At 38.6% G+C, this 14179-nt stretch carries 12 protein-coding genes; 2 read left to right on the top strand and 10 right to left on the bottom strand.

Features of this window, described 5'->3' with window-relative positions:
- Nucleotides 1-297: 297 nt before the first annotated feature.
- From ACYIB7_RS07195 to ACYIB7_RS07170, 6 genes are all read right to left on the bottom strand, one after another.
- Nucleotides 298-1296 carry a glycoside hydrolase family 130 protein gene (locus ACYIB7_RS07195; protein WP_099462850.1) on the bottom strand — a complete coding sequence of 333 codons (999 nt, stop codon included), beginning with the start codon at nt 1294-1296 and terminating at the stop codon, nt 298-300.
- Nucleotides 1297-1317: 21 nt separating this feature from the next.
- Nucleotides 1318-2631 carry an MFS transporter gene (locus tag ACYIB7_RS07190; protein ID WP_103982329.1) on the bottom strand — a complete coding sequence of 438 codons (1314 nt, stop codon included), beginning with the start codon at nt 2629-2631 and terminating at the stop codon, nt 1318-1320.
- Nucleotides 2632-2708: 77 nt separating this feature from the next.
- Nucleotides 2709-3023 carry a hypothetical protein gene (locus ACYIB7_RS07185; protein ID WP_099462852.1) on the bottom strand — a complete coding sequence of 105 codons (315 nt, stop codon included), beginning with the start codon at nt 3021-3023 and terminating at the stop codon, nt 2709-2711.
- Nucleotides 3024-3072: 49 nt separating this feature from the next.
- Nucleotides 3073-5493, bottom strand: coding sequence for a cytochrome c biogenesis protein (locus ACYIB7_RS07180; protein WP_480338406.1), 2421 nt, complete (start codon nt 5491-5493; stop codon nt 3073-3075).
- Between the two features lie 44 nt (nt 5494-5537).
- Entirely contained in the window at nt 5538-6629 is a 1092-nt protein-coding gene (locus tag ACYIB7_RS07175) for a chorismate transformation FkbO/Hyg5 family protein (protein ID WP_103982327.1), read from the bottom strand.
- Between the two features lie 220 nt (nt 6630-6849).
- The gene (locus tag ACYIB7_RS07170; protein WP_099462855.1) at nt 6850-7803 is read right to left on the bottom strand and encodes an NAD-dependent epimerase/dehydratase family protein; all 954 of its coding nucleotides are present in this window, start codon (nt 7801-7803) and stop codon (nt 6850-6852) included.
- Nucleotides 7804-7980: 177 nt separating this feature from the next.
- Between ACYIB7_RS07170 and kbl the strand changes: the two genes are divergently transcribed.
- A complete protein-coding gene (kbl, locus tag ACYIB7_RS07165; protein ID WP_480338405.1) occupies nt 7981-9171 on the top strand; it encodes a glycine C-acetyltransferase in 1191 nt (396 codons plus the stop codon).
- A 323-nt stretch (nt 9172-9494) separates the two neighbouring features.
- Entirely contained in the window at nt 9495-10340 is an 846-nt protein-coding gene (locus ACYIB7_RS07160) for a histidinol-phosphatase (protein ID WP_103982325.1), read from the top strand.
- On the opposite strand, the gene ACYIB7_RS07155 is transcribed toward ACYIB7_RS07160, so the two are convergent.
- Genes ACYIB7_RS07155 through hisD form a run of 4 tightly spaced genes read right to left on the bottom strand, consistent with a single transcriptional unit; the run spans nt 10337 to nt 14178 of the window.
- Nucleotides 10337-10738: a lipocalin-like domain-containing protein gene (locus tag ACYIB7_RS07155; protein ID WP_480338404.1), complete on the bottom strand. Its 402-nt coding sequence runs from the start codon at nt 10736-10738 to the stop codon at nt 10337-10339. The two genes, ACYIB7_RS07160 and ACYIB7_RS07155, sit on opposite strands and share 4 nt — an antisense overlap.
- A gap of 1 nt (nt 10739) precedes the next feature.
- Nucleotides 10740-11867: a bifunctional histidinol-phosphatase/imidazoleglycerol-phosphate dehydratase HisB gene (hisB, locus tag ACYIB7_RS07150; RefSeq protein ID WP_103982323.1), complete on the bottom strand. Its 1128-nt coding sequence runs from the start codon at nt 11865-11867 to the stop codon at nt 10740-10742.
- Nucleotides 11864-12901, bottom strand: a complete 1038-nt coding sequence (gene hisC, locus ACYIB7_RS07145; protein ID WP_480338403.1) for a histidinol-phosphate transaminase — start codon at nt 12899-12901, stop codon at nt 11864-11866. Before hisC ends, hisB begins: the two co-directional genes overlap by 4 nt.
- Complete coding sequence (gene hisD, locus ACYIB7_RS07140; RefSeq protein ID WP_480338402.1) at nt 12898-14178, bottom strand: histidinol dehydrogenase; 1281 nt, start codon at nt 14176-14178, stop codon at nt 12898-12900. The genes hisC and hisD overlap by 4 nt, the downstream gene beginning before the upstream one ends.
- Nucleotide 14179: the final 1 nt, after the last annotated feature.

Genomic DNA, 14179 nt, shown 5'->3' with positions numbered 1-14179 from the left:
AATAGAGTCTGTCTATAAGTCCTGAAAGTACAATCCCAATCTATTCCCCATACACTCAAACCTATCATGATGTATTATATAAACATAACGCATTTATAACTTATTTTGTTCAAGATTTCATCGTTTAAAACACTGTTTTGCTAAATCATTGATGACCGTTTGTACTACAACGTCTGAAAAGATATTCTTCTAACAAAGAAACCCATTCGGATGGAATATTGGTTCCATCCGAATGGGTTTTAAATTTCTCCCGGAAGAATCCTTTAAAAGGTTCTTCGAAATTTTCTTTCCTCTATATTAAATAATCGAGTTCTTCTTTGTAAATTCTATAATTTCGTCGATATATCCAAATGCCAGTCCGGTTACCGTATCAGCACATCCGTAATAAATAGCTATACGGCGAGTTTCCGGATCATGAAGTGCGGCACATGGAAATACCACATTAGGCACATCACCCATACATTCGTAATCTTTCTGCGGAGACAGCAAGTAAGGACCTGAGCGGAATTTAACTTTCCAAGGTTGTTCCAAGTCCAAAAGAGCAGAACCAAAGCTATACACATAACCATTACAAGAATGCAACACGCCATGATATATCAGCAACCAGCCTTCAGATGTTTCAATCGGAATAGGACCCGCACCTATCTTCATGCACTGCCATGCACTGTCTTCAAACGGTGCCGGAGACATCACATGGCGATGTCTTCCCCAGAAACACATATCAGGAGATTCACTATAGAAAATATCTCCAAACGGGGTATGGCCATTATCACTCGGACGACTCAGCATTGCAAAATTGCCATTTATCTTCCGGGGGAACATAACTCCATTACGGTTAAATGGTAAATAAGCATTTTCCAATTGATGAAATGTTTCGAAATCATACGTATATGCAACTCCGATTGTAGGACCATGATAACCATTGCACCAGGTTACATAATAACGATCTTCAACAAAACATACACGAGGATCATACGCATATACAAATTCACCTATTTCTTTATCGTCACATTCAAATTCAAGTTTCTTTTCATTAATATTCCAATGAATACCATCGGCACTGAACCCTACGTGAAGGCGCATACGTCTGTTTGTATCGTCGCAACGGAATACACCGGCATAACCACCTTTAAAAGGAACTACAGCACTATTGAATACACTGTTAGAAGCAGGCAATATATCACGTGGAATTACCGGATTTTCCGAATATCTCCACAATACATTATTACATCCTTCCGGACGATCTTCCCAAGGCATATCCGGCAATGCACTACCGGCAATCTTTAATTTATCCATATCTATTATTTGTATTAAATGTCAATCTTTCAATTTTTCGCCTTTATCATTATATGTAAAAGGAACAAAATATGCGACTAAAAATGACGGAATCATAGCAATTACTGTAAATACAAAAAAATATTTATAACCGATCCAATCGCTGATAAATCCGCTAATCATACCTGGAACCATGACTCCTAAATTCATAATTCCCGACGCAAAAGCATAATGTGCCATCTGGTGCTTGCCTGCTGCAACCTGTTGCATCATGAACAAGATCAAACCGGCAAACCCGAATCCATAACCGAAATACTCGAATATAATGGCTGCAGCAATCAATATTCCGCTTGTAGGTTGGTAGAATGCCAGAAACATATATACAAGAAAAGGAATATTAAAGCAACAACATAGTCTGAACAGCACTTTACGCAATCCTTTTGCAGAGATATAATATCCTGCAAGCACCGAACCAAATACGAATGCCGCCGCACCAAAGGTTCCATAATACAAACCTATCTCCTGTTCCGACAATCCCAATCCCTGTTGATCAACCGGAGCTTTCAAAAACAAGGGCACAATTTTAACAACAAATCCTTCTGCAAACCGGTAAAGAATGATAAAACAGATATACCAGACGATATGTTTCTTGGTAAAAAATTCGCGGAATACATCCCACAGTTCTATCATACTTTCTTTCAAGGAGACATTCTCTTTAGCGGCTTTGCCCGAAGGCAACATTTTCGTATGATACAAACCAAGCAGCACCATTATGACACCACAAAGAAACATAACCGACATCCATGCGTATACAATAGCATTTTCACCATCATATTTCCGCGAAAAATAACTAATCATATAACCTGCCAGATAGACCAATCCCCCGGTTGCCACGATCTTAGCCAGATTATAGAAAGCTCCCTGCCAACCAATATATTTAGCCTGATCTTCGGCCGACAGTTCGTCCATATATACACCATCGGTGGCAACATCATGTGTGGCACCACTAAAAGCAATTATAGCAAGCAAAGCAATTGCAATTGCAAAAAAGTTAGGCATATTCAGCACTAAAGCCACCAAACCAAATACACAACCGGTAAGAAGCTGCGTCAGTACGACAAAGAATTTCTTGGTACGATACATGCCCAACAAGGGACTCCACAAGGGTTTCAATGTCCAGGGTATCATAATTAATGAAGTCCAAAGGGCTATCTGTGAATCGGATATTTTCAATCCTTTAAACATCAGTACAGCAACCATATTCAATACAACAAAAGGAAATCCCATCGCAAAATAGACGCTGGGAATCCAGGTCATCGGACTATAGCGGCGTTTGGTAGATTTATCTTCACTCATGTCTTAATTGTGTTTTTCATGCATGCAAATATACGTAGTTTATATCAAAATGGCAACCGGGCCATCAGACATATAAATCACTTCATTTCCATTATTTCAACCGCAATACCTTCTTCTTCAATGAACGCTATTGTGAGGTGTTCATCACAAACGGCCGGACCAAAAAGTATTTTTTTCCCTTTCAACTCTTCTTCTATCGAAGGAACAATATAAGCTACATGCGCTGTAGTCTGTACCAATTCCGGGAGGCAGCTTCCGGCTTCAAAACGCAAAAATTCCAAATGATTCGGACTTTTTGAATGATCGGTTAACCAAACTTTCAATCCTTCGTTCAACACAGCTCCTTCTTTCTTCTCTTTCGTAGGGATTCCTACATGACTAAGTGTTCTCATTACTATTATATTTAAAATATTAAAATCCATTTGTTACAAGTAAATATCACTACAATCTCTTCCGGTAAGCCCAAACTGCAACTATCCCGATTATAGCAAACGCCGCATAAAGATAAACAAAAACCCCATTCACGTTATCGTTTTGACCATATGAATGCATTCCGCTTAAAAAATAATTTACGCCAAAAAAAGTCATCAACACAGAGGCAAAAGCGACAACAGAGCCAAAGTTAAATACCCACAGGGTATCCAGTTTCTTAATTAAACGGGCATGAATAACTATTGCATACACAATCATAGTAATAAGAGCCCAGGTTTCTTTTGGGTCCCATCCCCAGTATCGTCCCCAGGATTCATTAGCCCATACGGCACCTAGAAATGTTCCGATAGTCATCAATGCCAGTCCTACCAACATAGACATCTCATTCACAATAGTCAATTCACGGATACGTGCAGATAACATCTTACGGTTATTATCTTTCATAATACACATCATAACAAGATTTGTCAACCCTATCAAACAACAAATCCCAAAGAATCCATAAGCAGCCACAATAACTGCCACATGGAACATTAACCACGGAGATTTCAATACCGGAACCAATGGATTAATCTGCGGGTCCATCCAACTCAAACCCGAAACAAACAAAATAATCCCTCCAAATAAAGTAGCTAAAGCAAATGTAACAGGGCTACGACGTACAAACAGCAACCCAGCCAAAACAGTAGCCCATGCCACATACACCATCGTTTCATAAGAATTACTCCAGGGAGCATAGCCCGCAATATACCAACGCATACCCATACCATATATATGGAAAGAAAATACGGTTAATACAGCTATTCCAAGCAACCAGAAAGCAACATTGAGCCAACGTTTCCGGTTGAATAACATAACGAATGAAAAAACCAGCAATAAACCACCTAATATAAGATAGCCTATTTTACAAAGGCGAAAAACATCCATTTTATTATATTTAATCTCAGCCTGTATCTTTTCAGGACTAATATTTACCGAACTACCTTTTGCCTGCTGATACGTATTGATCATTCCTACAATTTCATCGGCTTTCTTCCAATCGCCTGTTTTCATTGCGTCCCGGACTTCTTCCAAATACCAATTCATAATATGAGAAACAAACATCGAATCTTTGCCACTGAAAACCGACAGGTTATCTCCGGGAGAATACCATTTATGGTTCGGATCTCCTTCTTTCGGAAAGAGATTGAGCATCTGAAAGTTAATTAATTGATGGAATATATTGATTTGTTCATCCAATTTCAACAAATCCTTATCAAAACGGGAACGTTCGTTTGGCATCTTATTGTACGCTTCTTCCAGTTTTTCTTGCAACTTATAATTCCCGTTACTGTCGAATACCTCTACATAAGCACATTCGTCGTCCGTCAAATCATAATAAGATGCCAGTTCTTTATTTGTCATAGAAATAAGTGGAATCCGTATCCACATTTCAGGCAATGCCAGCAAGCTCAGCAAAAATTGATCCGAATTAAGGTTGACTATTTTATCCGACTTATGTAATTTCCGGAGAATTTCCGATGAAAAGGTATTAACAGGAAGCATCCGGCCATTTCCGGACTGGATAGGAAGGGCTCCAAACTTAGCTGCATGTTCGGTATTAATAGTATATTTCTGTACAGCATCCATAACAGATGATGAACCCGGATTTGCTATTATCGGATTGGTCGTCAGAAGGAACAAAAAAAACAATAGATTCGTTGTACTCCGAAGTTCTTTCAATCGACGGCTTAACTTCATAAAACGAGAATTTTTACCGACAAAACAAAAAACAAATCCTATCACTAAAAGTATATATCCCATATACGTAATATTACGCCCCCAAACATCTTTATTTACCGAAAGCACCGTACCTTTTTCATCCTGATCATATGAAGCCTGATAAAAACGATAACCTTTTATATCCATTACATTATTCATATATACACGTTCATGTAATGTTTTTCCGTCAACGTGCACCAACAATTCACTTTCATAAGAAGAAGGACTGGCTGATCCCGGATAACGCGTTAAAGTAAACTTCACGAGTTCGACAGTAAATGGAAGCGTATAGGTAGTTGTATTATCAGAAGTATGAATAGCCATCTGGTCACTCGATTCACCCTGGCGAATATGTAAAACGCCCTCTTCTGCAAAAAAATGAGATACCAAAGCTCCTAGTAATATAATAATAAAAGCTATATGAGTAATCATCAGTCCCCATTTACCTCTTTTCAGATATTGATGTTTAATTACAACTGCAATAAAATTAATAACCAACAAAAACTGAAGTAAAAAAAATAATGGAGAATAATAAATCATAGCTTTTGCCGCCATCGTTCCATGATACTTCTCAATAAAAGTAGCAAAAGCAAGCCCTAAAGCATAAATTAATAGTAAAACAATAGTTGCCCGGAAAGAGGAAAAAAACTTTTCAAGAGTTGCCTTCATTTGTTTTTTGTTTAAATAGAGATAATAATAATGATTTATGATATTTATAATCGGGCTATTCCTTCTATTTCAATAAGCAACTCATTTCTACAAATATCAGCGCACATATAAAAAACCGGGATGTTCAAATGATATGCCTCCATCAATCTCCTAGCTTCTTCATAAAAAGAACGATCTTTTAAATAAACCCTTAATATACAAAGTCTGGCATTGCCTGCTAATTGATCAATATTCTCCATTGTAATACGCAATTGCTGCTCAAGTCCTATATCCGCCAGACTATTTTCTCCACGGATTGCAGCCGTACCCGATATATATATAATCTGGTTCTTATTGCATACAAGACTTTTTGCCCTCTCAAATTTCGGAGTAGTCTTTTGTTCACCCGAAACCGCCAATACTTGTTCCGAATATGCATAGGCTGCAACTTGTAATTTATTATCGATAGGCACAACATGCATAGAATCTTTCAATATGGCCGCATCCAGATCAACCAAAACACCTCCGAAACTAGCCCCAATTCCGGTTGCAGCAGGATAACCATTCGTCCATCGAGCCTTCTTGTAAAAATCCGTACGGGCGTTATTAAAAGATTGATAATGCTGATTCTCTCCGTCAAAAGCCGTTATATGTTCTATATAATTCCATTGACGAATAATACTATTGATAGGAAAACCTTCTTTTTTCAATACAATCATGATTGTATTGAAAACATCTGCCGACTGTTGCTCTATATTATAATTGATTACATCTCCCTGGAAACCTCCTGCAAACAGAAATCGTGCACACTCATTCTCCAGGATAACATAAGGTAATCCGCAGAAATGACGGAAAGTAACTTGTTCTTCATCTTCTAACCGATAACTGTGTACCTCCATAATTAAAGGAGCATCCATAGGTGGTTGGGATACATAGCTAAGCGCAGGCTCACGATCTCCATAATATGCCCGGATTTTCTTACGCAATATAACGCGCCGCTCTACATATTCTATATTCGATGAAGGAGTTCCAAAAAAGGATAAGCGAAGGATTGTCTCATTTTCGGGAAGCTGCGACAACAGATTATCCACCATTTCCGGAAAGCCGGCTCTCTGTGTTGCATAAACAGTATAGTGTATTTTCTGGCAATAGTTCATGTTTTCCAAATTATTCAGATATCTATGATCACTCTCTTTTTTCGGATCACGTTATGATGATCAAAAGTAAACCCGCATATTTTAAACAAGGAACGATATGTATAAAAATAAGTTAAGTATGTTGCAAAGCATTATTCATCAGGAATGGCCATATAAAAGAAGAGGCTGACAAATAGTTATTTATAACTTCTCTGTCAGCCTTTTGATTAATATCATTTTTCTATTTCTTAGAATGATCTTTCAGTTTAGCCAGCATATCCTGCGTCATTGCATCCAAATCATATTCCGGCTTCCACCCCCATTCCTGACGGGCACAAGTATCATCCAGAGAATTTGGCCACGAATCGGCTATAGCCTGACGCAACGGATCTACTTTATATTCCATTTTGAAATCGGGCACATATTTTTTAATATTGTTATATATAATTTCCGGATCAAAACTCATAGAAGCAATATTAAAGGAATTACGATGCACAAACTTGGTAGAATCGGCTTCCATAATTTCTATTGCAGCACGTAATCCATCAGGCATATACATCATATCCATGAAAGTACCGGCACTAATAGGACAAACAAATTTCTCACCTTTTGCAGCAGAGTAATAAATATCGACAGCATAATCTGTTGTTCCGCCCCCCGGAGGTGTAACATAAGAAATCAGTCCGGGAAAACGTACCGAACGGGTATCAACCCCAAAACGGATATTGTAATAATCGCTTAATAATTCGCCGGAAACTTTAGTTACTCCATACATAGTACGCGGATTACGGATCGTATCTTGCGGTGTTTTATCCTTCGGCGTATTATTTCCGAATACTCCGATAGAACTTGGTGTAAAGACTGCACAATGCATTTCACGTGCAACTTCCAGGACATTAAACAGCCCTCCCATTCCTATTTTCCAAGCCAACTGGGGTTTAGCTTCAGCCACTGCCGACAGTAAAGCAGCAAGATTGTAAATAGTGTCTACATTATACTTTGAGACAGTTTCAGCGATTTGTTGTTCGTTTGTAATGTCTACAATTGCAGACGGCCCAGATTCCAATAGTTCACCTTTCGGCTCTGCACCGGGAATATAGCCGGCTACAATATTTCCACCGTAGATGCTTCTCAATTTCATGGTTAACTCTGATCCAATCTGACCGGTAGAACCAATTACCAATACATTCTTCATTGCGTTTATTAGCTTTAAGTTTTTTTCAGCCGCAAAGGTATAGAGAATAAAACGGTTTAAATGCTATTTTCTTCTGTTTTTTAATATTATTATTCAAAAAAAAACACCACCTTTGTCTGTCACATAAACATAATAAAAACAAAACTCACATCTATAATACTAAAAAAATAAAGTTTTATGTACGGAAAACTTAAAGATTTCTTGACTAACGAATTGGCAAATATTAAAGCTGCCGGATTATACAAGAACGAAAGAATCATTACCACGCCTCAAAGAGCTGATATTAAAGTAAACGCCGGAGACGAAGTGTTAAATTTCTGCGCTAATAATTATCTGGGGCTTTCAGATAACCAGCGTTTGATAAAAGCTGCTAAAGACGCCATGGATACACACGGATACGGAATGTCCTCCGTTCGTTTTATCTGCGGAACCCAAGATTTGCATAAACAACTGGAAGCGGCTATCTCCGATTATTTCAAAACTGAAGATACAATTCTGTATGCTGCCTGCTTCGATGCCAACGGAGGTTTATTCGAGCCTTTGTTCTCGGAAGAAGATGCTATTATTTCAGATGCATTAAATCATGCATCTATCATTGACGGTGTCCGTCTATGCAAGGCTAAACGTTATCGTTATGCCAATGCAGATATGGCAGATCTGGAACGTTGTCTTCAGGAAGCACAAGCACAGCGCCATCGTATTATTGCCACAGACGGCGTATTCTCTATGGATGGAAATGTTGCTCCTATGGATAAAATATGCGCATTAGCTGAAAAATACGACGCACTTGTCATGGTAGACGAATCTCACTCTGCAGGCGTTGCAGGCCCAACCGGCCACGGTGTTGCCGAACAATTTAATGTATATGGCAAAGTAGACATCTTTACCGGCACATTAGGTAAAGCTTTTGGTGGAGCCATGGGTGGATTTACAACCGGGAAAAAAGAAATTATTGATATGCTGCGCCAACGTTCGCGTCCGTATTTATTCTCAAATTCCGTTGCGCCTGCTATCGTAGGTGCCAGTTTGGAAATGTTCAAAATGTTGAAGGAAAGCAACACATTACACACCAAGTTAATGAACAACGTTAACTATTTCCGTGATAAAATGATGGCTGCGGGATTCGACATCAAACCAACTCAATCTGCAATATGTGCCGTTATGCTATACGATGCAAAATTATCCCAGGACTTTGCAGCACGCATGCAACAAGAAGGTATTTATGTGACAGGATTTTATTATCCTGTCGTACCGAAAGAGCAAGCACGTATCCGGGTTCAGCTATCTGCAGGTCACGAAAAAGAACATTTGGATAAAGCGATTGCAGCCTTCATCAAAGTTGGAAAAGAATTGAAAGTAATCAAATAAGAAAATAAACATCTATACACCAATCAGGGTGCTGCGGAAAGTTAGTCATGTTGTATGATAACATAACAAACTTGTGCAACACCCTTTTTTTAGTAGCCTATCCTCTTCAGGTTAGTTGCCTACCCAAATTCAGTCAAATGCAAGTCTCGGCAAAGAGCCATTTCATGGGCAATATAAACTCATAGTTATGACTTTTCGAAATAATAACTATGAATCAAAAAAATCATAACTATGAGTTCGTTTTTTGTTCAATAGAATTAAGGTTAGTCTGGTTAGTAAGCATTATCTTTGTCATTACAACATTTTATAAATAAAATAACGGAATGCAACTTAGCAATTATCATAGTCATTGTACATTCTGTGACGGGCGAAGCCTGCCGGAAGACTTCATAAAATTCGCTATATCCAACAAATTCAGAGCATACGGATTTTCTTCCCATTCTCCCCTGCCTTTTGAGACATTCTGGAATATGTCCAAGGATAATATGTCCGATTATCTGATGGAAATAGAACGGCTAAAGAAAAAATACTACGATCGGATAGAAATATACGTCGGGTTAGAAATTGACTACCTGAATAAAACCTATAATGCATCGATACCTTATTTCTTGAATCTTCCGCTCGATTACAGGATCGGTTCCATTCATTTCTTACCCGTATCAGACCACCTGACAGAAGAAAACATGGTTTGTATAGACGGTTCGTTCAAAGATTACGCTTTATCCGTAAAAAAGCATTTTGGCAATGACATTCGATTGCTTGTAAAACGATATTTCAACTCAACATCAGAGATGATTGAAGCCGGAGGCATCGACATTGTAGGTCACATGGATAAAATTTACATGAACGGACAAAAATACGCCGATTTTTCAATCGATGAAGATTGGTATATAAAACCTTTCAAAGCCTGTCTCGAACTAATTGCGGAAAAAAAACTCATGGTAGAGATAAACACCAAAAACCTTTTGAAAAAAGAAGAACTTTACCCTCATAAGAAATATTTAGCTCTATTACAACAGATGAATATCCCCGTGATGGTAAATTCGGATTGCCATTACCCGCAATTAGTAAATGACGGCCGCACCGAAGCTTTCTCTTTACTGAAAGAAGCCGGATTCAGAACCACACGCGAACTAATCAACGGTAAATGGCAAGATGTAGCTATTTAAAACTTACGGAAAGTATATCTTTTACCTTCGTTTTCCAATATAAGTTTTTTACGGTCTGCTTTTTCAATGATAAACACACGCGTAGTTGAAGTCCAATCCGTATATTTCAGGAAAGATTCAACCGGTTTCGGATTCGATATAAGTTCAAGCAGTAATTTATTATCTCCTTCTTTGGTATTAAAACCATAGCAATCCCGAATGTCGTCTGAGGCCGGATCATAAATCTGATACATAAACAAGGATGTCTGGAAATTATAATATATCGTATCAACATCTTGTACTATACCGTTTTCTTCAACCTGTTGCAACTGCCATTTGCCATCCAGCTTGTCATAAACATCATTGCTACATGCGGCCAGCAATAATAGACCAATTGCAATTATTAAATTCTTTATCATTTTAAATTACTCCTTTTGTACTTGGTAAACTATAATGGTAAATATCCCTGCGTATCGCCATTTTGATAGAACGTGCCAGAGCTTTAAATATACCTTCTATTTTATGGTGTTCATTCGTACCTTCCGCTTTTATATTCAAATTCATACGCGACGCATCACTCAAACTTTTAAAGAAATGAAGAAACATTTCGGTCGGCATATCACCAACTTTTTCACGATGAAATTCGGCATCCCATACCAACCAAGGACGTCCGCCAAAGTCCAAAGCAACACTACACAAGCAATCATCCATAGGCAAAGTAAAACCATAACGTTCTATTCCTCTCTTGTCTCCTAAAGCTTTCAGCAAGGCTTCACCCAAAGCGATGGCTGTATCTTCTATAGTATGATGTTCATCTACATTAAGATCGCCTTTAACACGAATAACCAAATCGATACCGGAATGTTTACCTATTTGATCCAACATGTGGTCAAAAAAACCAAGTCCCGTCTCAATTTCTGTCTTTCCGTTACCATCCAGGTTTAGTTCCACATAAATATCGGTCTCTTTTGTTGTACGTTGTACAATGGCACGACGTTCGCCGGCATACAGAAATTCCGTAATTTTATCCCAATCGTCAGTAATAAGTACCGGAGACAACGCCATACCTTTTGCCATTACCTCCTCTCCTACACTGTCAGTATCTATTAACCAGATACTTTTAGCTCCCAAATTCTTCGCCAATTCCAGGTCTGTAAGACGGTCACCTATTACATAGCTATTCGCCAGGTCATACCCGCCATCCAGATATTTTCCTAACATTCCTGTACGAGGTTTACGGTTAGGTGAATTATCTTCAGGAAAAGAACGGTCTATCAGAATATCATCAAAAACAATCCCTTCTCCTTCCAACGTTTTCAGTATCATATTATGAGCCGGCCAGAAAGTTTCTTCAGGAAAAGAAGATGTTCCCAGACCATCCTGGTTTGTAACCATCACAAATTCAAAATCCAGATTTTCACGAAGGAAATATAAATTTCTGAATACTTTCGGATAAAATTCCAATTTATCCAGATTATCCAACTGGTAATCTACCGGAGGCTCAATAACCAATGTCCCGTCCCGATCTACAAAAAGAGCTCTTTTCATAATGGAATACTTTTCAAAGCATTTAATATCATTTTATTCTCTTCCGGCGTACCAACCGTAATGCGTAAACAGCCCCGGCACATGGTTACATTATTGCGATTACGTACAACTATGCCTTGTTTTACTAAATAATTATATGCATTATTGGCATTTCCTACTTCCACCAATAAAAAGTTGGCATCCGAAGGATAAACCTTAAACATATAAGGAGATTCTACCAAAGCTTTCTCCAAGCGTGCACGTTCATAAAGAATCACCCGCAATTCCTCACGCATGTTTTTCTCATTTTCCAACACGGCCAATGCTGCTTCCTGTGAAGGTTTACTCACGTTATACGGATACTTTATTTTATTAAAGACACCTATAATTTCAGGAGAAGCAAATGCCATACCCAAACGAATTGCAGCCGCTCCCCAAGCTTTTGATAAGGTCTGCAGAACAATTAAATTGGGATATTTATCTAATTCCGAAAGAAACGAAGGCTGGGAAGAAAAATCTATATATGCTTCATCTATCACAACAAGTCCCTGAAACCTATCCAGTATTTTACATATTTCATTCCGGTTTAAACTATTTCCGGTAGGATTATTCGGAGAACACAGAAAAACAACTTTAGTCCAATTGTCATCCAACTCTATTATTTTATCCGCATCCAGATCAAAGTTGCTATTTAATAAGACCTTTTTACATTCCACATTATTCAAATTGGCACATACTTCATACATGCCATACGAAGGATCGATCATAATTGCACAATCCATCCCGGGTTCGCAAAACGCCCTGAATATTAAATCGATAGCCTCATCACTTCCGTTTCCCAAAAATATAGAAGATGTCTCAACACCTTTTAGTTTCGAAATACGTTCTTTCAATTGTATTTGCAAAGGATCCGGATAACGGTTATATGCTGTATTCCATGGATTCTCGTTTGCATCCAGAAATACGGAAGCTTCCCCATGAAATTCATTTCTTGCAGACGAATATGGCTTCATGTTCCATACATTTCGCCTTACCAATTTTTCCAAACTAATCATAATGTCTTCAGTCTAACAGTTACAGCATTACGGTGTGCATCCAGCAACTCATTTGCAGCCATCGTCTGAATTGCGCCACCTAAGTTACGTATTCCCTCGGAAGTAATCTCCTGGAAAGTGATCTTTTTGATGAAACTATCCAGATTCACGCCACTATAAGCTTTTGCATAACCATTAGTAGGCAATGTATGATTTGTCCCCGAAGCATAGTCGCCGGCACTTTCCGGCGTATAAGCACCCATGAAAACACTTCCCGCATTCTCTACTTTTTCGGCTACATCAGAATAGTTTTCCATTTGAATGATCAAATGTTCCGGGGCATATTGGTTCGTAAAATCAATCACTTCCTGTTCATTGTCCAAAACAATAATACGGCTATGGGATAACGATTTCTCTGTAATTTCTTTACGACTCAGCTTTTCCAACTGACCTTCGATAGCCCGTACGACTTTGTCTACAATATACTCCGATGTTGTAACCAATATGGCCTGGCTATCCACACCATGTTCTGCCTGCGATAAAAAATCGGCAGCAATAAAATCGGGATTAGCTTTTTCATCAGCAATCACTTCCACCTCAGATGGACCGGCAGGCATATCTATTGCCACATCTTTCAAACTTACAAGTTGTTTCGCAGCCGTCACATATTGATTTCCCGGACCAAATATCTTATACACCTTTGGTACAGACTCCGTACCATAAGCCATTGCAGCAATAGCTTGTATTCCTCCTATCTTAAATATTTTATTCACACCCGCAACTTCTGCCGCAAATAATATGGCAGGATGTACTCTACCGTCTTTATCCGGCGGCGTACATAATACTACCTCTTTACATCCGGCAATACGCGCCGGAACAGCCAACATTAATACTGTGGAAAACAATGGCGCCGTTCCTCCCGGAATATACAAACCGACTTTCTCTATGGCAACTGCTTTTTGCCAACATGTCACGCCGGTAATCGTTTCCACCTTCTGGCCTGTAAAACGCTGTGAAGCATGGAATTTCTCTATATTTCCCTTTGCCGTACGGATTGCCTGTTGCAATTCGTCTGACACCAGATTCTTAGCTTCGTTAATTTCTTCTTCGGAAACCTGTAAATCAGAAAGCGTTACATTGTCAAACTTTTCTTCGTATCGTCTTACTGCCGCATCACCTTCTGCGCGTACTTCATTCAAAACCGGACGAACCGTATCAAATAACATACTTACATTCAATGCCGGTCTGGTCAATAATAAAGGCCATTCTTCCCTTGACGGATATTTAATGATTTCCATA

It is taken from the genome of Parabacteroides sp. KHUB-03, assembly GCF_056640975.1.
The sequence above is the reverse complement of the archived record's forward strand: the minus strand, read 5'-3'. Positions and strand labels throughout refer to the sequence as shown.

Coding starts and splice junctions, on each gene's coding strand:
- ACYIB7_RS07195 (WP_099462850.1), bottom strand. CDS start 1,296: ATGGATAAATTAAAGATTGCCGGTAGTGCATTGCCGGATATGCCTTGG.
- ACYIB7_RS07190 (WP_103982329.1), bottom strand. CDS start 2,631: ATGAGTGAAGATAAATCTACCAAACGCCGCTATAGTCCGATGACCTGG.
- ACYIB7_RS07185 (WP_099462852.1), bottom strand. CDS start 3,023: ATGAGAACACTTAGTCATGTAGGAATCCCTACGAAAGAGAAGAAAGAA.
- ACYIB7_RS07180 (WP_480338406.1), bottom strand. CDS start 5,493: ATGAAGGCAACTCTTGAAAAGTTTTTTTCCTCTTTCCGGGCAACTATT.
- ACYIB7_RS07175 (WP_103982327.1), bottom strand. CDS start 6,629: ATGAACTATTGCCAGAAAATACACTATACTGTTTATGCAACACAGAGA.
- ACYIB7_RS07170 (WP_099462855.1), bottom strand. CDS start 7,803: ATGAAGAATGTATTGGTAATTGGTTCTACCGGTCAGATTGGATCAGAG.
- kbl (WP_480338405.1), top strand. CDS start 7,981: ATGTACGGAAAACTTAAAGATTTCTTGACTAACGAATTGGCAAATATT.
- ACYIB7_RS07160 (WP_103982325.1), top strand. CDS start 9,495: ATGCAACTTAGCAATTATCATAGTCATTGTACATTCTGTGACGGGCGA.
- ACYIB7_RS07155 (WP_480338404.1), bottom strand. CDS start 10,738: ATGATAAAGAATTTAATAATTGCAATTGGTCTATTATTGCTGGCCGCA.
- hisB (WP_103982323.1), bottom strand. CDS start 11,867: ATGAAAAGAGCTCTTTTTGTAGATCGGGACGGGACATTGGTTATTGAG.
- hisC (WP_480338403.1), bottom strand. CDS start 12,901: ATGATTAGTTTGGAAAAATTGGTAAGGCGAAATGTATGGAACATGAAG.
- hisD (WP_480338402.1), bottom strand. CDS start 14,178: ATGGAAATCATTAAATATCCGTCAAGGGAAGAATGGCCTTTATTATTG.